This window comes from Clostridium senegalense JC122 (genome assembly GCF_000285575.1).
Taxonomy (GTDB): Bacteria; Bacillota; Clostridia; order Clostridiales; family Clostridiaceae; genus Clostridium_J; species Clostridium_J senegalense.
In genome coordinates this window covers 24529-44566 of record NZ_HE611055.1, presented here as the reverse complement: position 1 = coordinate 44566, position 20038 = coordinate 24529, and the positions used below count along the sequence as shown (strand labels likewise).

The following is a 20038-nucleotide window of genomic DNA, read 5'->3' as shown; positions in this document are numbered from 1 at the left end:
TTTGAGTTTTCTCATTTGATAAATGAATAATTTTAAAGTTTAACTTGGAACCCCATATTTTGAAAAATAAAAAATTAAGTTGAAGGTTTATGAGGTGTTATATGGAATTTATTAATAGTAAGAAGTTGCTTTTAGATGCAAAAAAAAATGGATATGCTATTCCAGCTTTTAATTTTTATAATATGGAAACACTGCAAAGTATAATAAGAGGGTGTGAATTTTTAAAGTCACCAGTAATTTTAGCTATAAGCCCCTCGAGTATAGAGTATTGTGGAAAAGATTATATACTGGGATTAGCAAATAGTGCTATGAAAAAAAGCACTATACCAATGGTATTTCATTTGGATCATCATGAAAATATAGATGACTTAAAAGAAAGCATAGATTTAGGATTTAAATCTATTATGATAGATGGTTCTAAATTAAACCTAGAAAAGAATATAGCTTTGGTTAAGGAGATAACAGATTATGCACACTTAAAAGGTGTAACTGTTGAAGCAGAACTTGGAAGGGTAGTTATGACTAATGATTTAGAAAAGTTAGAAGGAGAGGAGTTTTTTACCAATGTAAAAGAATCTATAAAATTTGTTAATGAAACCAATATAGATTCTTTAGCTATTTCTATTGGAACTGCTCATGGATTATATATAAAAGAGCCTAAATTGAATTTTCAACGATTAAAAGAAATAAAAAGCAGTGTAGATCTACCACTGGTACTTCATGGTGCATCAGGGATAAATGAAAAAGATATAAGAAAGTCTATAGCTTTAGGAATAAATAAAATAAATATAGCAACTGAATTAAAAGTCCCTTTTACAAATGCTATAAAGAATTATTTATTTAAAAATCCTAATTGTATAGATTTAAGAAAATATGTTCCTTATGGAAAAGAAGCAATTTGTAATGTTGTAAAAGAAAAAATAATTCTTTGCAATAGTTATAATAGGATATAGAAGTTATGATAACTATTATAACAATGAATCCTTCAATTGATATTTCTTATTTCATTGAAGATTTGGAAATTGGACAAGTTCATAGATGTTTAAAATATTACAAAACACCAGGGGGTAAAGGAATAAATGTTGCAAAGGTTTGTAATGAAATAGGTGAGAGGGTTAACTGTATAGGGTTTTTAGGTGGAGTAAATGGTAATATAATAAATGATCAATTAAAACATAAGAAAATAAATACAAATTTTATAAAAATCAATGATAATACAAGACAATGCATTAACATTATTACTGCTAAAGGAATATCTACAGAAATATTAGAAAGTGGTCCAACGATAACAGTAAGTGATAGAGAAAAGTTTGAAAATCTATTAGAAACTGAATTGATTAAAAGTGATATATTAGTAGCATCAGGCAGTTTACCTAAAGGACTGCCTGAAAATTATTATAGAAATATAGGAGAAAAATGTAAAGAATATAATGTGAAATTTATTTTAGACACAAGTGGAAAATTTCTTGAATATGGATTGAATAGCAAACCATTTCTCATAAAACCTAATAAGAAAGAATTAGAGCAATTACTTAAAATAAAAATAAATTCAATTGAAGAAGTAGTTAATGGTGCTAATATTGTGAAAAATATGGGAGCCAAAAATGTAGCCGTATCATTAGGAGGAGATGGAATGATTTTCGTAGGTGATTTAGGAAATTATTTAGTAAAAATACCTAAGATAAACATAACAAGTACTGTTGGTTGTGGTGATGCTGTTGTTGCTGGATTAGCTGTAGGAATTGAAAGTAAATATCCTATTGAAGATATCTTAAAATTAGCTAATAGTTGTGGAATAAGCAATGCTATGTATTTAGAAACAGGGAAGGTAGATTACAATATAGTAAATAAAATAAAAAAAGAAATAGATATAATAAGACTTTAGTTTTTCACTTATATAAAATTGCTTTAGCTTTAAGTTGAAGATTCTCTAACTATAGATATACAATCACAGGAGTAAATATAAGTCTGAAAATTACGAAATTACATTATTAAAAAGTAATAATGAATAAATTTAAATTGGAGTTTATTTTTCTTTATATATCGTTCCAAGTTGACTTTTAAAATTACTTGTGCCAAAACTTGGATACCTAAAATAGTGAGACATGCTCCGAATCACTTAGAATTCAACGCTACATTTTGTATAAAAATATTTTAAAGCTATTGAATAAATTTAAATGCGAGCTTGTTTCCCTATAATACATGGAGGTGTGTTATGAGTAAAGTCATAAAAAAAGGTTATATATACACAATGTATGGATGTATAAGTAAATATGGTGAAAAAATTGAAATACCTAAAAATTGTATAGCTGTGCCAGGATTTATTGATATTCATACTCATGGTGGATTTAATAAAGATGCTATGGACGGTGATGTTGATGGGTTAAAGTGTATTGCTAAAGAAAGTTTGAAAAGTGGCACTACATCTTTTTATCCTACAACATTAACAGAAAGTAAAGAAAACATAGAAAAATCCTTAAAGACAATAGATTATTATATGAAAAATTTTAATGATTGTGGAGCTGAAGTATTAGGAGTTCATTTAGAAGGACCATTTTTAAATAAAAGTTTTAAAGGAGCTCATGATGAACACTTAATAGTTAATCCTAATATAGAGGATTTTAAAAAGTTTGAGGAGACATGCAAAAATATAAAAATAGTAACTTATGCTATAGAAAATGATATTGATTTTCTATTTACTAAATATCTTAAAAGTAAAAACATAGTTTCTTCAATAGGTCATAGTGATTCTAATTTTGAGAAAATTAGTGAAGCATTAAAAATAAGGGATTTTAATATAACTCACTTTTATAATGGATGTAGTAGCCATAGTCATAGAAATCCAGGGGTAGTTACAGCAGGTTTATATTTTGATAACATCATGATAGAGATGATATGTGATGGTATACATGTAAATAAAGATGTAGTAAAAACAACATTAAAATTAAAAGGTAGTGATAAAATTATATTGATAACAGATTCTATGAGAGCTAGAGGGCTTAAAGATGGAATATATAAATTAGGTGGATTAGATGTTATAAAAAAAGGTAATGAAGCAAGATTAAAATCAGGCAATTTAGCAGGAAGTACAATTTCAATGAATGATGCTTTTAAGAATATAATTAATTACACAAATTGTTCTTTAGAAGATGCTGTGGCGATGACAAGTACTAATGCATCAATAAGATTAGGTATAAATAATAGAAAGGGAACTTTAGATTTAGGAAAAGAAGCTGATATTTGTATATTAGATGAAAATTTAGATGTGATTAGAACATATAAAAAAGGAAAGATTGTATTTTATAAATAAAGAAATATTATTTATGACATAATTTTGTTTTAACATTGGGGGAATTATAATGAAAAAGGTCAAAGTGGCATTGGTAGGTGCCGGGGCAAGAGGTATGTATGCATATGCACCATATGCAAAAGAAAATGAAGAACTTTTAGAATTTGTAGCAGTAGCTGAGCCAAATCATATTAGAAGAAATCAATTTAAAGAAGAATATAACATAAATGATGAGAATACTTTTTCACATTGGGAAGAATTATTAAAAAAAGAAAGGCTGGCAGATGCAATAATAATAGCAAATAATGATGAATCACATTATGAGCCAACTAAAATAGCTTTAGAAAAGGGTTATAATGTATTACTAGAAAAGCCTATGAGCAATAAATTAAAGGATATTATAAAACTTGGAGAACTTGCCCAAAAATATGAAAATCAAATATTTATGATATGTCATGTATTAAGATATACGCCATTTTTCAGCAAGCTAAAGGCAATTATAGATTCAAAGGAATTAGGTGATTTAGTAAATATACAACATAATGAAAATATAGGTTACTGGCATTTTGCACATAGTTTTACAAGAGGAAATTGGCGGAACAGTAATGAAACTAGTCCATTAATACTTGCAAAAAGTTGTCATGATATGGATATACTTTTATGGTTTTCTAATTCGAGCTGTAGAAAAATAGCATCATTCGGTGAGTTATCTCACATGAATAATTCAAATTTTAAAGAAGGAATGACTGACAAATGTATAGAGTGTAAATATAAGGAAGAATGTCCATATTCAGCAGTGAAATTATATTTAGGCGAAAAACCTATATTTAAAACTGTAGTACATCCGGTACCAACAAAAGAAAATTTAAAAGAAGCTTTAAAAAGTGGGCCTTATGGAAGATGTGTCTATAAGTGTGATAATAATGTTGTTGATCATATGGTAACTATATTAGAGTTTGAGAATAATATAACAGCAACTTTTAATCTAAGTGCATTTACACAGGATTGTAATAGAACTTTAAAGCTTATGTTTACTAATGGTGAAGTAAGAGCTCATGATGGTAAAAATGTAATAGAAGTTAAGAAATTTACAGAAAATGATTGGAAGACTATAATTCCTGAGGTTGTTGAAAGTGGTCATTTAGGTGGCGATACAAAAATAATGGAGGATTTTATAGCATTAGTAGGAGGGAAAGATGGTGAAGCAAAAACCCCTGCTATAAAATCTGTAGAGAGCCATGTTATGGCCTTTGCAGCAGAAGAATCTAGGGTAACTGGGAAAGTTGTTAATATGAGTGAATTTTGGAATAATAAAATAGAAGGTATATAATTAATATTTAATGTATGATTTATTTTAATAATTTAAATATAAAAGTGGAGCTGTTGTAAATTTAACTGATATAGGTTAAAAAGAAACAGCTCCATTTTTGTGTGAAAGCGAAGCATATAATATGAAGTTATTTATTTTAAAATGCACAAAAATAATACTTATTTAAAGATTATATTTTTTATATTTGGTAAGAATTAATATGAATAGACTTAATTTATAAGAGGTGAATTTTATGAGATTACCAAAACATATAGGTATAATCCCAGATGGAAACAGGAGATGGGCAGTATCAAATGGTCTTAACAAAGAGGATGGGTATGAATCTGGTATAAACCCAGGATTAGCGCTTTTTAAGACTTGCGAGGAATTAGGAATAGAAGAAATTACTTATTATGGATTTACAACAGACAATACTAAAAGACCTGCAAATCAAAAAAAAGCTTTTATAGATGCATGTATAAGTGCTGTAAACATATTGTCAAAAGAAAATGCAGAACTTTTGGTAGTTGGTAATACTGAATCGCCTGTATTTCCAAAAGAATTGGTACCCTTTACTAAAAGAAAAGTTTTTGGAAAAGGTGGAATAAAAGTAAATTTTTTAGTAAATTATGGATGGGAATGGGATTTAAATGAATTAAAAATAGCAGATATAAATAGAAAAAATATTAATAATAATATTAAATCAAAAGAAGTTTCAAGAATTGATCTTATAATACGTTGGGGTGGAAGACGAAGGCTTAGTGGTTTTTTACCAGTTCAATCTGTATATGCTGATTTTTATGTTATAGATAAATTTTGGCCAGAATTTGAAAAACAACACTTTTTAGATGCATTAAATTGGTATGATACACAAGATGTGACTTTAGGTGGTTAATTTATAAATGAATTCTATTAGTAAGAAGGTTTTTTTATGAGTGAAAAAGTAATAGTTATAGGTGGCGGAATTGGAGGATTAGCAACTGGTTTAAGGCTATTGAAAAATGGTTATGATGTCAAAATTATAGAAAAAGAATGCAGGGTGGGAGGAAAAGTTAATTTATTAAAAGAAAAGAATTTTAAATTTGACTTAACAGCTTCTATATTAATGATTATAGAACCTTATAAGGAGCTAATAGAATATATTGACAAGGATTTTAGTATGTTTTTTAATGTGAAAAGTATAAATCCTATATATAGGGTATTTTCACATGAAAATAAATATTATGATTTTAATAATGAGTTATATAAACTTATGAATACATTAAAAGATTTTTCACAAAAGGATTCTTATGGATATATTAAATTTTTAGGGGATACATATAAACATTATATAGCTGCAAATAACTATTTTTTATGTAAAAGCCAAATAAATAAATTTAAAATTTTAAAACCTAAAAATATTAAAGTGATAGAAAGTTTAAAAACTAGTAATTGCTCATATCATTATATCAAGAAGTTTATAGATAATAATATACTTACAGAATTTTTAGCTTTTCAAAGTATGTATGTTGGAATATCTCCTTTTGATGGACCTAGTATTTATACATTAATTCCTATGATATCTCAGCTCCATGGATTATGGCATATTGAAGGGGGAATGTATAGGTACGTAGAAGTATTAGAAAAATTTATATTAGAGTTAGGTGGAGAAATAGAGTGTGGAAAAAATGTAGAAAAAATACATATAGAGGATAATAAAGTTGTTGGTGTAATAACAAACAAAGGGTTAGAAAAGTGCGATTTAGTAGTTTGTAATAGTGATTTTTCATATACAATAGAAAAACTTTTAAGCGAGAACAACTCACAATTAAAAATTGAAAAATATACTATGAAAAAAATACAGTATACTTGTTCTACTTTTATAATGTATTTAGCATTAAATAAGAAATATGATATTTTAAAAGTTCATAACATATATTTAAATAAAAATTTTAAAGATAATACGCAAAAGATATTTATAGGTGAATTACCTATAGATCCATCAATTTATATTTATTGTCCTAGTAAAATAGATAATACAATAAATAAAAATGGAGAAGAAATATTAAATATTATAGTTAGAGTTCCAAATTTATGCAAAAATTCTGTAGAATGGAATGAAAACACTATAATACTTTTGAAAGAAAAAATATTATCTATTTTATTATCTATAGATGGTTTACAAGATTTGAAAGAACATATAATATATGAAAACTATTTAACACCAAAAGATTTAGAAAGTAAATTTAATTGTTTTAATGGCTGTGCTTTTGGGATTAGTCCTACATTAAGTCAGACAAATTGGTTTAGGCCACAGTGTAAAATAGAAAAATTAAAAAATTTATATTTTGTCGGTGATTCAATACACCCTGGAGCAGGGGTAGCAATGGTTTTAAAATCAAGCAAAATAGTTACTGATGAAATTTTAAAAGATTTCAAAAATTATAATTAAACAACAAAAAAGCTGCCTTTTTAGACAGCTTTTTTTGTTATGCAATAACTTTTTGCTTTATTAATATAGAATTAGCTAATTCTACAGCTTCATTTAAGGATACTGTAATATTATTTTTATCAATTCTTTTTAATAAGCCCATATTAGTAATAACCTTCATAGGTTGTTGATGAACTTGAGATAAAATAAGTCTAATCTTATTCTCAGTACAAAACTCTTCTATAGATTCTAAAGCAGTATATGCTGTAATATCCATAAGTTTAGATTTATCCATGTTAAGTATTAATATTTTTTTAGAGCGATGTTTTCCTATTATATTGTTTATACTATCATGAAAAGTATCAGTAGCACCAAAAAATAATGGTCCATCTATATCATAAATCATTATGTGATCTTTTAAAGAATCATGTACACTTTCTTCTATTGGTAAATGGTTTACTTTGGTATGTAGCGACATTTTTCTTATAAATAAACACATAGTTATAACCATTCCTACTTCTATAGCTATAACTAAATCAAAAACAACAGTTAAGATAAATGTGGTAAATAATATTAAAATATCACTTTTAGGTGCTTTCAGCATTGATTTAAAGCAACTCCAATCACCCATATTATAGGAAACAATCATAAGAATAGCAGCAAGAGTTGTTAATGGTATAAATTTAGCATAAGGCATAAATATTTTCATTATTAAAAATAAAGTAATTGCATGTATTATTCCAGAAATTGGAGTTCTTCCGCCGTTTTTAACATTTGCGGCAGTTCTTGCTATAGCTCCAGTAGCTGGAATTCCACCAAATAAACCTGAAAAAATATTTGCAACACCTTGTCCTATAAGTTCCATGTTTGAATCATGTTTATCATTAATCATTTTATCTGAAACAACAGCAGATAAAAGAGATTCTATTCCAGCAAGTATAGCAATTGTAAATGCTGGTTTTATAAGACTTAAAATTGTGTTTAAGTTAACATTTGGTATTGATGGACTTGGAAATTTAGAACTTATTTGACCAAATTGACTACCTATTGTTGCTACAGGCAAATCAAATATACATACTACTAATGTTGTAATAATAAGCGCGATTAATGAACCAGGAATGGTCTTATTTATTTTTGGCCATAAAAGGATTATAGCAATAGAAGCAATTCCTAGTAATAATGCTGTAAAATTTATAGTATTTATATTTGATATAAAGGAAATTACCTTAGGTATAAACTCAGAAGGTACTTTATCAATAGAAAGTCCTAGAAAGTCTTTGATTTGAGTAGTAAACAAAGTTACTGCAATACCAGCTGTAAACCCTACTGTTATAGGATATGGTATGAATTTAATAAGAGAACCTAACCTTAAAAGGCCTAATATTACAAGAATTATACCAGACATCAGTGTAGCAATTATTAATCCTTCAATGCCATATTGTTCAATAATTCCATAAACAATTACAACAAATGCTCCTGTAGGCCCACCAATTTGGACACTGCTACCCCCTAAGAAAGAAATAAAAAAACCTGCTATTATTGCGGTTATGAGACCCTTTTCAGGACTTACACCTGATGATATACCAAGGGCTATAGAAAGTGGTAATGCTATAATAGCTACTATTATTCCAGCTATCATATCTTTGAAAAATTGCTCTTTAGAAAAACTTTTTTTTCTAAAAAGATGTAAAAGTTTAGGTTGTGTCATTTAACTGCCTCCTTGTGATTATTTAAATAAAAGGAATTAAATCCAATTAATTCAAACTGTAATGCAAAAAATATATGATTTTAACAAACCATATATTATTATAGTCCTTTCAAAAAAATCTTCAAGAGAAAATTAATAAAATATTTAATTTAAAGCAAAAATTTAAGCTATTAACTTTAAAAATCAGCAATTAATATGAAAATAACTTAAATTTTTATAAGAATAAACTAAAATTTTAGTTTAAATCAATAATAATAATATGTCATTACACCACACAATATTAAATAAAGATAATATATTGGTAATAAGAGGTAATAAATTGTAATATCAATTTGATTTTATAGTATAAATTTATATATAGGAGGTTATATTTTTTTATGAAAATAGGTATGGTTCTAGCTGGTGGTGGTGCTAAAGGAGCTTATCAAATAGGAGTTTGGAAAGCTTTGAAAGAACTGGAAATAGATAAATATATTAATATAATTTCAGGAACATCAATCGGAGCTTTAAACGCAATTTTATTTATGCAAAATGATTTAGAATTAGCAGAAAATATGTGGAGAAATATAACCAAGGAAAAAATATTACCAGTAAATGAAAAAGATTTAACTAAAAAAGGTATGTTATTAGCTTTAGGGTTGAAGAATATAGCATTTATAAAAAAACATATGCCTAAAGTTATAGTAGGTGGAAACATATCTAAAGATGGACTTATAGAAATTATGGAAAAAATAGATTTTGATATAATAAAAAATAGTAACAAAAGTTGTTATGTTGCATGTACAGAAGTTTCCACATTAATGCCTAAATACTTTTATATAAATAATAAAGAAAAGGAAGATATAAAAAAAATATTATTAGCAACATCTGCGTTGCCTATGATATATGAATGTGAAGAAATAGAATATACCCAATATTTAGATGGAGGAATAGTTGATAATTTACCTATTCAACCTGTATATGGTGAAGGATGTGATTTGATAATTTTAGTACATTTATCCAAAGGAAACATGATTAATAAGAGTGCATTTCCTAATACTTCAATAATAGACATAGTTCCATCCATTATTGAAGAAGGTGTTTTAGGTGGAACTTTAGATTTTACTATAGAAGGAGCGCAAAAACGTATCAAACTTGGATATGAAGATACTATAAATGTATTTAGTCCAATAATGAATCTAACTAGATTTATAGAAGATAGTAATATATCAGCAAAAACAAATGCAAATATTAGTGTATTAGAGAAAAATAGTAATTCTAATAGAATTAATAAAATCATTGGAAATATGAAAAATGTTTTAGGAATGTGTGAAAAAAATAATGACTTAGATAATAATTCAGATATATAAAAATATTGTAAAACACATATTAAAATAAAAAAATAAAATTAAAGGTGAAAAATTTCACCTTTAATTTTGGTTTTACAAGTTATTATATCTAATAATACCATCTATCATAGTTAATAAAACTGAAGTATCTTTAATGCACTCAGTATGGATTTCAAATATATTTTTACTTAATACAACCAAATCTGCTAATTTTCCTTTTTCTAATGAACCTTTAATTTTATCATCAAAAGAAGCATAAGATCCATTTATAGTAAAAGATTTTACAGAGTCTAAAACAGATAAGCATTCATCATTAAACCAACCATTTTTAGGATATTTGCATAAGTCTTTTCGATTTACAGCACAGTAAATACCGTTTAAAACATTGAAATGTTCTACAGGAGCGTCAGAACCACTTGAAATATTTATACCAAGGTTGTTCATAGTGTTAAAAGCATAGGTGAATTTAGCATTATCATAGCCTATGCGATTTTCTACGATATGAATATCATAATTAAGAAAAATTGGTTGAATATATGCTAAAGTATTTAAATCAGCCATTTTTTTTAGTGACTTTTCGGTAGTTAATTGGCAATGAATAATTCCATGTCTAAGGGGATTATGTTTTTCTGTAAACTTATCGTAGGAATCTAAAACCCAATCTATTGCTTTATCACCTATTGCATGCACTGCTATTTGAATTTTATTTTTATTAGCAAAGTTAACAAATTCATCTAATTCTTTTTTTGATAAATTTGAGATACCACAGTTATTTAAATCATCTTTGTAAGGATTATTTAAATAAGCAGTTCTTCCACCAAGAGCACCATCTAAAAGTAATTTTAATGGTCCTAGTTTAAAAAAATTATTTCCACTATGAAATTGTAAATCTTTATTATTAACTAGGGTTTTAAATTCATTTATATTAGAGAATAGACATTGCTCATAAACTCTTACAGGGAGTTTATTTTCTGATGCTAAGTCTTGAAAAGCTTGTAAAACTAATTTACAATCGCGCTTTGGAAGTGCACAAAAATCATCACTTTGAACAGAAGTTATACCGTTAATTATAAGTTCATCACAAGTAGATAAAATCATTTCTTTTAATTCATTTAATGTAGGATTTTCAACAAGTGTATTTAATAGAGTTAAGCCATCTTCTTTAACAATGCCATTTTTAAAATCTAAATTATTTTGCAAAATATTTTCATTGAAATTGTTACATAATAAATTTAATGCTTTAGAGTTACAAACTGCTATATGTCCACAGGCTCTTGTAAAAATTATAGGAATGTTTGTGGAAATTTTATCTAAAATCTCTTTAGTTGGTATTAGTTTTTCAACTAAATTGTCTTGATTCCATCCTCGACCTAAAATTACTTTAGGCAAATTATATTTATGTTTAGATATATAATCTTTGGAAGTTTTAATAATTTCATAAAAGGATTTGCAGTTGTTTAAATTAATTATATGCTTAGCATAACCATAACCTAATAGATGTATATGACTATCATTAAAACCAGGAACAACTAGTTTCCCGTTAAGATCTATTATAGAGTCATAACTAGAGTTAATATTTTTAATATCTTTGTTATATCCTAAAAAAATCAATAATATTTTCTCTTATGCCTATAACTTGAAAAAAATCATTATTTTTATTAGCAGAAAAAATTTTCCCATTAATAAATAAAGTGTTCATAAACTCGTCCCCCTAAAAATCTTGAATTTATTAAATAAATTGGAGCTTTTTTCATATATAATTAAAGTGTATTGCCCAAAGTTGTATATATGTATATTATAATTGTTTTTTATATAAAGTAAATTTCAATTGTGATATAATTTATAATACAATAATCAAAGTTAAAATGGAGGAATACATTATGGAAGTTATTATAAAATTAAAAGATAAAAAGGAGCCTGTAACATATACAGGTGACAGAATAGATGTACTAGATTTTAATATGAATGGAACAAAATATAAACAGATAAGATATTTTAAAAAGGGATTTAGTAAAAGTGAGTTAATAGATGAAAGTTTAATAATCAAAATTACAAAAAAAGAAGAAAATTAGAGTTCAAATTATAGGACTCTTTTTTATTATAAAAAATTTATAAAAAGGTAACATATGATACCGAAAATTATCTTTGTAGACTCTATAATAAAGCCATAAAGTAATTACAAATTAAATAAAAATTGAAAATAAATTTATAAAATATTTAGATAAACTAAAAAATTAGGAGGCTGAAAGATATGGGTATGTTTTGTTATCAATGTCAAGAAACAGCAGGATGTAAAGGCTGTACAATAAAGGGAGTATGCGGTAAAAGTGAAAAACTTGCTAATATTCAAGATTTACTAGTTTATGTTGTAAAAGGCATTTCTGCAGTAAGTGAGATTGGAAGAAAAATAAATGTTGAAGATGAACTTGTAGATAAATTTATAATAGAATCATTATTTGCAACTATAACGAATGCAAATTGGGATGAAAGTATTTTTATAGAAAGAATAAAATATGGAATAGAATTAAGAGAAAATTTAAAGAAAGAAATAGAAAAAAATGGTGGAAGGCTAGAAAAATTACCACAAGCCGCTTGTTGGAGTTATGTAACAGAAGATGAAATGTTAGCTAAATCTAAAACTGTTGGCGTATTATCTACAGAAAATGAAGATATAAGATCTTTAAGAGAGATGATAACATATGGTATTAAAGGATTATGTGCTTATGTAAAACATGCTAGGCAATTAGAATATTACAATAAAGATATAGATGCATTTATTAGTAAGGCATTAGCTTCAACATTAAATGATAAGTTAACTATAGATGAATTAATAGAATTAACTTTAGAAACTGGTAGATTTGGTGTAGAAGGGATGGCTTTATTAGATAAGGCCAATACTGAAAGTTATGGTAATCCTACAATTACAAAAGTAAATATAGGTGTTAGAAATAATCCTGGAATATTAATAAGTGGTCATGATTTAAAAGATATTGAAGAATTGTTAAAGCAAACTGATGGTACAGGAGTAGATGTGTATACTCATAGTGAAATGTTACCAGCACATTATTATCCACAACTTAAAAAATATTCTCATTTAGTAGGTAATTATGGAAATGCATGGTGGAAACAGACGGAAGAATTTGAAAAGTTTAATGGGCCAATATTAATGACAACAAATTGTTTAGTACCACCAAAAGAATCCTATAAAGATAGAGTATATACTACTGGTATAGTAGGTCATAAAGATTTGAAACATATAAATGAAAATAATAATGGGGTTAAGAATTTCTCACAAATTATAGAGCATGCTAAAAAGTGCAATAGTCCAACAGAAATTGAAACAGGAGAAATCATTGGTGGATTTGCGCACAACCAAGTTTTTCAACTTTCAGATAAAATTGTTGAAGCTGTTAAAACTGGAGCAATTAAAAAATTCTTTGTAATGGCAGGTTGTGATGGCAGAGCAAAATCAAGAAATTATTATACTGAATTTGCAGAAAAGTTACCAAAGGATACTGTTATATTAACAGCAGGATGTGCAAAATATAAATATAATAAACTTAATCTGGGTGATATAAATGGAATTCCAAGAGTGCTAGATGCAGGTCAATGTAATGATTCATACTCACTTGCATTAATAGCTTTAAAATTAAAAGAAGTATTTGAATTAAATGATATAAACGATTTGCCTATATGCTATAACATAGCATGGTATGAACAAAAGGCAGTAATAGTATTACTTGCATTATTACATTTAGGTGTAAAAAATATACACTTAGGACCAACATTACCAGCATTTTTATCACAAAATGTAGCTAATATTTTAATAGAAACATTTAATATTGGTGCAATAACAACTGTGGAAGATGATTTAAGTATGTTTTTAAAATAAGTGTTTATATAGGGACAAATTGATATTGTAACCACAGATACTTTGTCTATATAATTAGGAATTGGAAATCTTATAAAACAAAGAACATTGAAAGATAAGAAATCTTTCAGTGTTCTTTATTTTATTTAAAAGTTAATTATTATATTAAAGTTACTCCGTAATAGAAAAACTGTAAAATAAGTACCTTAAACAATGTTGCATCATAATATGAATTATAAAATTAAAAATAATATAGTTGAAACTTTATACAACAGTTTGTGTTCATGATGCAAATTGGCGCTTAGGAGGGATAATATGACTGCAGAGATAGCTATTATGAATAAAAAGGCAATAGCATTAGCAGCAGATAGTGCAGTAACTATTGGGGATAGAAATAAATTCTATAATACTGCAAAAAAGCTTTTTAGGTTATCCAAATACGAGCCATTAGGTATAATGATTTATAATAATGCAGAATTTATGGGAATACCTTGGGAAATTATAATAAAGGATTATAAAATAAAATTAGGAGAGATAAAAAAAGATTGTCTTATAGAATATGGTGAAGATTTTATAAGAAGATTAAAAGATAATATATATAAATTTGAAAAGTATGAAAAAAAGTATTATTTGCAAATGATAATACCACTTATAAAAGAAATAAGTTCGAAAATAGAAAAAGATTATTTTGAAAAGGTTGAGGGATTAGAAAGACCATTAGAAGAAAGTGAATTGAAAAGTATTTCAAATAAGGTTATAGATCTTTATTATGAAAAAATAGATAAGGCAAAAACATTGGATGAGGCACCAAAAGATTTATCTGTTTTAATAGGAAATTCATATAATGATCTGTGTGAAAAATATATAGATGAATACTTAGGAAAAGATTGTATGGATGAAATTCATTTAAAAAAGTAATAGATATGTGTAATATGATATTTGAAAAAGATATATTTTTAAATAATTATACAGGAGTAGTTATATCAGGGTTTGGAGACAAAGATATTTTTCCAGTATTAGTATGTTATAAAATTTCAGGTTATATAAAGGGCTTTTTAAAATATAAAATAGATATGTATGAAAAGGTTGATTTAGAAATGGATCAATGCATAATTCCTTTTGCGCAAGTAGATATAGTAAATACTTTTTTAAGAGGAATAAGTTTAGATTATATAAATATAATTGAAAAATCATTTAATTATAATATTTTAAATTTAATAGATAAAATAGATGAAAATAAAATCTCTAAAACAGAAAAAGATGAACTAAAAAAAGAAATGAATTGTAGGTTTGAAAAAGTTATTAAAAATATATTAGAGTATTCGCAACAAGAATATTTAGTACCTGTACTAAGAGCTATAAGATATTTACCAATTGAAGAATTATCATCTATGGCAGAGTCTTTAGTAAATTTAACATCATTTAAGCGTCAAGTAGCATTAGATGAAAAAGCATTAACAGTTGGTGGACCGGTAGACGTAGCGGTAATATCAAAGGCAGATGGATTCATTTGGATTAAGAAAAACAATATTTTAAGCCAGAATATAATCATCATTTTTTTGAAAATTATTATAGAGAAATAACTAAATGCTGTAAGGAGGAATAATGTAATGCATAGTAAAAACAATAAAGAGTATTTTGTGAATTATTTAAAATTTAAATATAAAAAATGCTACAAGCAAAATAGGGGGGGAAGTGATAAGATTATAAAAACTATAGAAAAAGAAATAACAGAGAATAAGCAATTCTAATTTATATAGTAAAAAGCAATTGAAATAATGAAAAAGTTAACTATTCATTATTTCAATTATTTTTTTAAAAATAAACAATAATTATTTGTATTTAGAAAAATAAAAATATAATTACAAATAAATATATTCATTTAAATAACATACCGTTGTTTTTATGAATAAAAGTAATTTTAGTTATACACAATGAATTAGATATAAAATTTTTAGTTATACTATATGTAAAAATTAAAAGTCGAAAAAACTATAAAAAGATAAAAAAATAAAAAATATTACCAATAATTATAATAACAATTTAATTAAATAAAATATAATAATATAAAATGTTTTGATTAATTTTAAATATGTGTTAAAATTTTTTTAAGAAATTTTTAAATTTTAATACCAAAAAAAGGAGTTGGAAAAAATGAGTGATAATGAAGGAGAAAAGTTAAGGTGGTATAATCTTGGTTTAATGGGGTTTGTTTCAGTTTGGGGCTTTGGTAATGTAGTTAATAACTATGCAAATCAAGGGTTGAAAGTTATAGTGTCATGGGTCCTTATTATAGCTTTATACTTTATACCGTATGTTTTAATGGTTGGTGAATTAGGTTCTGCTTTTAAAGATGGTAAAGCAGGAGTTAGTACTTGGATAAGAGAAACTACAGGAGCTAGTGGAAGAAAATTAGCATACTTTGCAGGATTTACTTATTGGGTAGTTCATATACCGTATTTAGCTCAGAAACCTCAGTCAGTTTTGATAGCATTGGATTGGGCTATACTTCCAGATAGTAAATTTATGGATTCGTTTAGCACGTTAGTTGCTCAATTTTTAATTTTGGGAATATTTATGTTTTTTATGTGGGTTGCAGCTAAAGGTATAAATTCAATAAAAAAAATTGGAACAATAGCAGGGACAGCTGTGTTTGTTATGTCTTTGTTGTACATATTGTTAGTTGTTACAGCACCTATGTTAAGAGGTGTTGAGCCAGCGACTACAAATATAACATTTAAATCTATAATGCCTGAATTTAATTTTGCTTATTTTACTACATTATCAATGTTAGTATTTGCAGTAGGTGGAGCAGAAAAATTATCTCCATATGTTAATAACACTAAAAATTCATCAAGAGAATTCCCAAGAGGAATGATGATTTTAGCAGGCATGGTTGCAATATGTGCTATACTTGGTTCAATAGCAATGTCTATGATGTTTGATGCAAATAATATACCAACAGATCTGAAGATGAATGGTCAGTATTATGCTTTTGCTATACTTGGAGATTATTATGGATTAGGAAATACATTTGTTGTATTATATGCTATAGCAAATTTGCTAGCTCAAATATCTGCATTAGTATTTTCAATAGATGCACCATTAAAAGTATTCTTAGCAGAAGCAGATGAAGAGTATGTGCCAAAAAGTTTATTAAAAACAAATGAAAATGGAACGCCTATAACAGGATATAAAATAACTTTGATATTAGTAGGGATATTAATTATAGTCCCAGCATTAGGAATAGGCGATATGAATTCATTATTTAACTGGTTATTAGATCTTAACTCAATTGTAATGCCAATGAGATATTTATGGGTATTCTTAGCATATGTAGCACTTAGAAAAGCAAAAGAAGGTACATTCAATTTAGAATATAAGTTTGTTAAAAATTCTAAGTTAGCAATGGTGATAGGTTCATGGTGTTTTCTATTTACTGCATTTGCATGTATAATGGGAATGTTTCCTAAGGGTGTAGAAGTATTCTCATCACAATGGATATTTCAAATAACTTTAAATGTATTAACTCCATTTATTCTTATTGCATTAGGATTTATATTCCCTACATTAGCTAAAAAAAATAAATTAAAATAGATTTTAAATTACCTTATAATATAAAATATGTTATAAGGTGATTTTTATTTTACAAGAATATATAGTTAACAATCTGTAAACAATTTCAAAATTATAGAATAATATTACAATATATAATAATATAAAAATAAGGAGAGTATTTACAGTTAGGAGGTAAAATATGGATTTAACAGTGAGACAGCTTAATAAGTTAAATAAAAAAGATCTGAGTATTTTTTGTAGTAATGCAAAAAAAGAAAGAAAAAAATATTTTTATTTTATATACTATGGGCAATAGGAAAAAAATTTGGAATTCATAACTTTTATTTAAATCGACCTAAAGTAGCTATAGCACAATTAAGTATAACTATTGTGAATTTAATATTAGAAAATATATTAAATCATAATAATATGGCTATAGAAAGAATAGTAGATATGATTACGAACAATCAAATAACTATTGGAAATTTTAAAAATTGTTTTTTTGGGTTCTTTAATTTAAACTCAATACTAGGTTTAATAGTATTAGTGTGGGTTATTGTAGACTTATTTTTGGCTAAAAATATTATAGATAACATAAATGAAAATTCTGAAAAAAGAATATACAATAGTTTAAATAAGGAGTGATATATTTTGATTACAGCTCAAGAATTGAAAGTGTTAGATGATAAACAGTTAAAAATTTATGAATATCTAGTGGAAAAGGAAAGAGTTAAACTTCCGTTAGTGTATATATTATGGGTATTAGGAGGAATGTTAGGGTTCCATAATGTATATTTGGGAAGAAAAGATGTTGCAAAATCACAATTAATAACAACTATCGTAAGTGCAGTAGCTTGTTTAATAATCATTGGTTTAATAGGATTACTTGTGGTTTTAATATGGATAATAGTTGATTTGTTTTCTATAAGTAAATATGTAGAAGAGGCGAATAATGAAATAGAGAAAAGAATATATAATGAAATAATTAACAATTAATAATTTAAAAGAAGTAAAAGGGCATTCTCAAAGTTAGTCTTAAGGAGTATGCCCTTTTGATTATAGTAAAATTTACTTAAGCTTATAATAAATAATACAGAAGTTTAAGTGAATAATTTAAAAAATAAACTTTTAAACCTATATGAAATTGTAACAAAGGAATACTATATACATATATAGAAATAAGTAAAGGATTTAACTATATTTGTAGGGGGGCAAATTAAATGAAAAAAGGAAGATTAGATAAAGAAAAAATAAAAAAAGTTATTAAAGGTTGTGTTATGTTCCATAATATAATAAACATGAAAGAGTTTTTTTGGAAAAATGAAAAATATGTTCCAAATGGGAAAATAGAAGAAATCAATTTTCAAGAATTGATTGAGGCAGAAGCAAGGTTAGAAAGATTTGCACCATACATTAATAAAGTTTTTTGTGAAACTAATGAATTTAATGGAATTATAGAATCAAGATTGGTAAATATAAATAAAATGAAAGTTTTTATGGAAAGTTATTATAAAGAAAGCATAATTGGAGATATATACTGCAAGTGTGATAATGAATTGCCTATATCTGGATCTGTTAAAGCCAGAGGTGGAATATATGAAGTTTTAAAATATGCAGAAGATTTAGCTATTAAAGATAATCTTATAAGTTCTCAAGAGGATTATTCTAAAATAGATAGTAAAGAATTTAAGAAATTTTATTCAGGATATAATATAATAGTTGCATCAACAGGTAATTTAGGACTAAGTATAGGTATAATATCTTCTAAATTAGGATTTAAAGTTGATGTTCATATGTCGCATGATGCTAAAGCATGGAAAAAAGAGCTTTTGAAAGACTTAGGAGTAAATGTAATTGAACATGAAGGTGATTATAGTAAAGCTGTAGAACTTGCAAGAAAACAAGCTGATTTAAGCAAAGACGCACATTTTATTGATGATGAGAATTCTAAAGATTTATTTTTAGGGTATGGTGTTGCAGCATTAAGGTTAGAAAAACAATTAAAACATAATAATATAATAATAGATAAAAAACACCCTTTAATAGTTTATTTGCCCTGTGGTGTAGGCGGAGCGCCAGGTGGTATAACATTTGGTCTTAAAAGTATTTTTGGTGAGAATGTTCATTGTTTTTGGGTAGAACCTACTCATGCACCTGCTATGATTTTGGGACTTATGACTGGGCAACATGAAAATATATATGTAAAAAAATATGGGATAGATGGTAAGACTGATGCTGATGGATTAGCTGTAGGTAAGCCATCAGGGTTTGTTGGGAAATTACTTGAAAAATCAATAGCAGGAGGATACACATTAGAAGATAAGGAATTATATAGGCTGTTAGCTATAGCTTATAATGAGGAACATTTGAAATTAGAGCCTTCAGCTACAGCATCTTTTATTGGTCCATTAAAATTAGGTAAAGAAAATTATATAAAAAAAGATGTTATTCCAACTCATATAGTATGGGCAACAGGTGGATCGATGGTTCCAAAGGATATATGGGAAGAATATTATGCAAAAGGATTAGACCTAGTAAAAAAGGATGAAATTATTTAAAATAAAA

The 20038-nt window shown here is 26.3% G+C and carries 18 protein-coding genes; 16 read left to right on the top strand and 2 right to left on the bottom strand.

The annotated features are described in order from the left end of the window. Nucleotides 1–101 precede the first annotated feature (101 nt). The 6 genes from CSGHG_RS17630 to CSGHG_RS17605 all read left to right on the top strand — a co-directional run bounded on the left by CSGHG_RS17630 (nucleotide 102) and on the right by CSGHG_RS17605 (nucleotide 7029). Nucleotides 102–953, top strand: a complete 852-nt coding sequence (locus CSGHG_RS17630; RefSeq protein ID WP_010299042.1) for a class II fructose-bisphosphate aldolase — start codon at nucleotides 102–104, stop codon at nucleotides 951–953. Between the two features lie 5 nt (nucleotides 954–958). After that, on the top strand, nucleotides 959–1885 hold the full coding sequence (gene pfkB, locus CSGHG_RS17625) for a 1-phosphofructokinase (protein ID WP_010299039.1): 927 nt from the start codon (nucleotides 959–961) through the stop codon (nucleotides 1883–1885). Between the two features lie 330 nt (nucleotides 1886–2215). Next, a complete protein-coding gene (gene nagA / locus CSGHG_RS17620) occupies nucleotides 2216–3310 on the top strand; it encodes an N-acetylglucosamine-6-phosphate deacetylase (RefSeq protein ID WP_010299036.1) in 1095 nt (364 codons plus the stop codon). Nucleotides 3311–3359: 49 nt separating this feature from the next. After that, a complete protein-coding gene (locus CSGHG_RS17615; protein ID WP_010299034.1) occupies nucleotides 3360–4619 on the top strand; it encodes a Gfo/Idh/MocA family protein in 1260 nt (419 codons plus the stop codon). Between the two features lie 232 nt (nucleotides 4620–4851). Continuing rightward, on the top strand, nucleotides 4852–5493 hold the full coding sequence (locus CSGHG_RS17610) for an undecaprenyl diphosphate synthase family protein (protein WP_010299029.1): 642 nt from the start codon (nucleotides 4852–4854) through the stop codon (nucleotides 5491–5493). A 36-nt stretch (nucleotides 5494–5529) separates the two neighbouring features. After that, complete coding sequence (locus CSGHG_RS17605; RefSeq protein WP_010299026.1) at nucleotides 5530–7029, top strand: phytoene desaturase family protein; 1500 nt, start codon at nucleotides 5530–5532, stop codon at nucleotides 7027–7029. A gap of 37 nt (nucleotides 7030–7066) precedes the next feature. On the opposite strand, the gene CSGHG_RS17600 is transcribed toward CSGHG_RS17605, so the two are convergent. Further along, on the bottom strand, nucleotides 7067–8716 hold the full coding sequence (locus CSGHG_RS17600; protein WP_010299023.1) for a SulP family inorganic anion transporter: 1650 nt from the start codon (nucleotides 8714–8716) through the stop codon (nucleotides 7067–7069). 377 nt (nucleotides 8717–9093) lie between these two features. On the opposite strand from CSGHG_RS17600, the gene CSGHG_RS17595 reads away from it, so the two are divergent. Further along, a complete protein-coding gene (locus CSGHG_RS17595) occupies nucleotides 9094–10065 on the top strand; it encodes a patatin-like phospholipase family protein (RefSeq protein ID WP_010299021.1) in 972 nt (323 codons plus the stop codon). A gap of 72 nt (nucleotides 10066–10137) precedes the next feature. Here the strand turns inward: CSGHG_RS17595 and CSGHG_RS21285 are convergent, their stop codons facing one another. After that, nucleotides 10138–11655, bottom strand: coding sequence for an amidohydrolase (locus CSGHG_RS21285; RefSeq protein WP_010299018.1), 1518 nt, complete (start codon nucleotides 11653–11655; stop codon nucleotides 10138–10140). A gap of 269 nt (nucleotides 11656–11924) precedes the next feature. On the opposite strand from CSGHG_RS21285, the gene CSGHG_RS17585 reads away from it, so the two are divergent. The 9 genes from CSGHG_RS17585 to CSGHG_RS17540 all read left to right on the top strand — a co-directional run bounded on the left by CSGHG_RS17585 (nucleotide 11925) and on the right by CSGHG_RS17540 (nucleotide 20031). Then, the gene (locus tag CSGHG_RS17585) at nucleotides 11925–12116 is read left to right on the top strand and encodes a hypothetical protein (RefSeq protein WP_010299013.1); all 192 of its coding nucleotides are present in this window, start codon (nucleotides 11925–11927) and stop codon (nucleotides 12114–12116) included. 179 nt (nucleotides 12117–12295) lie between these two features. Beyond that, the gene (gene hcp, locus CSGHG_RS17580; protein WP_010299011.1) at nucleotides 12296–13936 is read left to right on the top strand and encodes a hydroxylamine reductase; all 1641 of its coding nucleotides are present in this window, start codon (nucleotides 12296–12298) and stop codon (nucleotides 13934–13936) included. Nucleotides 13937–14230: 294 nt separating this feature from the next. Continuing rightward, a complete protein-coding gene (locus tag CSGHG_RS17575) occupies nucleotides 14231–14833 on the top strand; it encodes a hypothetical protein (protein WP_026022435.1) in 603 nt (200 codons plus the stop codon). 5 nt (nucleotides 14834–14838) lie between these two features. Continuing rightward, on the top strand, nucleotides 14839–15498 hold the full coding sequence (locus CSGHG_RS17570; protein ID WP_147582302.1) for an Abi family protein: 660 nt from the start codon (nucleotides 14839–14841) through the stop codon (nucleotides 15496–15498). Nucleotides 15499–15525: 27 nt separating this feature from the next. Beyond that, the gene (locus CSGHG_RS23435) at nucleotides 15526–15666 is read left to right on the top strand and encodes a hypothetical protein (protein WP_155844788.1); all 141 of its coding nucleotides are present in this window, start codon (nucleotides 15526–15528) and stop codon (nucleotides 15664–15666) included. 403 nt (nucleotides 15667–16069) lie between these two features. Continuing rightward, complete coding sequence (locus CSGHG_RS17560) at nucleotides 16070–17512, top strand: amino acid permease (RefSeq protein WP_010299009.1); 1443 nt, start codon at nucleotides 16070–16072, stop codon at nucleotides 17510–17512. A gap of 351 nt (nucleotides 17513–17863) precedes the next feature. After that, nucleotides 17864–18118 carry a hypothetical protein gene (locus tag CSGHG_RS17550; protein ID WP_010299007.1) on the top strand — a complete coding sequence of 85 codons (255 nt, stop codon included), beginning with the start codon at nucleotides 17864–17866 and terminating at the stop codon, nucleotides 18116–18118. Between the two features lie 6 nt (nucleotides 18119–18124). Then, complete coding sequence (locus CSGHG_RS22195; protein WP_010299005.1) at nucleotides 18125–18469, top strand: TM2 domain-containing protein; 345 nt, start codon at nucleotides 18125–18127, stop codon at nucleotides 18467–18469. A 224-nt stretch (nucleotides 18470–18693) separates the two neighbouring features. Continuing rightward, nucleotides 18694–20031 (top strand): D-serine ammonia-lyase, encoded by a 1338-nt coding sequence (locus CSGHG_RS17540; RefSeq protein ID WP_010299003.1) that lies wholly within the window; start codon nucleotides 18694–18696, stop codon nucleotides 20029–20031. The last annotated feature ends 7 nt before the right edge of the window (nucleotides 20032–20038 follow it).

Bases quoted from the DNA above. Each gene is read 5' to 3' on its own strand.
- CSGHG_RS17630 (WP_010299042.1), top strand. From the start codon at position 102: ATGGAATTTATTAATAGTAAGAAGTTGCTTTTAGATGCAAAAAAAAAT.
- pfkB (WP_010299039.1), top strand. From the start codon at position 959: ATGATAACTATTATAACAATGAATCCTTCAATTGATATTTCTTATTTC.
- nagA (WP_010299036.1), top strand. From the start codon at position 2,216: ATGAGTAAAGTCATAAAAAAAGGTTATATATACACAATGTATGGATGT.
- CSGHG_RS17615 (WP_010299034.1), top strand. From the start codon at position 3,360: ATGAAAAAGGTCAAAGTGGCATTGGTAGGTGCCGGGGCAAGAGGTATG.
- CSGHG_RS17610 (WP_010299029.1), top strand. From the start codon at position 4,852: ATGAGATTACCAAAACATATAGGTATAATCCCAGATGGAAACAGGAGA.
- CSGHG_RS17605 (WP_010299026.1), top strand. From the start codon at position 5,530: ATGAGTGAAAAAGTAATAGTTATAGGTGGCGGAATTGGAGGATTAGCA.
- CSGHG_RS17600 (WP_010299023.1), bottom strand. From the start codon at position 8,716: ATGACACAACCTAAACTTTTACATCTTTTTAGAAAAAAAAGTTTTTCT.
- CSGHG_RS17595 (WP_010299021.1), top strand. From the start codon at position 9,094: ATGAAAATAGGTATGGTTCTAGCTGGTGGTGGTGCTAAAGGAGCTTAT.
- CSGHG_RS17585 (WP_010299013.1), top strand. From the start codon at position 11,925: ATGGAAGTTATTATAAAATTAAAAGATAAAAAGGAGCCTGTAACATAT.
- hcp (WP_010299011.1), top strand. From the start codon at position 12,296: ATGGGTATGTTTTGTTATCAATGTCAAGAAACAGCAGGATGTAAAGGC.
- CSGHG_RS17575 (WP_026022435.1), top strand. From the start codon at position 14,231: ATGACTGCAGAGATAGCTATTATGAATAAAAAGGCAATAGCATTAGCA.
- CSGHG_RS17570 (WP_147582302.1), top strand. From the start codon at position 14,839: ATGTGTAATATGATATTTGAAAAAGATATATTTTTAAATAATTATACA.
- CSGHG_RS23435 (WP_155844788.1), top strand. From the start codon at position 15,526: ATGCATAGTAAAAACAATAAAGAGTATTTTGTGAATTATTTAAAATTT.
- CSGHG_RS17560 (WP_010299009.1), top strand. From the start codon at position 16,070: ATGAGTGATAATGAAGGAGAAAAGTTAAGGTGGTATAATCTTGGTTTA.
- CSGHG_RS17540 (WP_010299003.1), top strand. From the start codon at position 18,694: ATGAAAAAAGGAAGATTAGATAAAGAAAAAATAAAAAAAGTTATTAAA.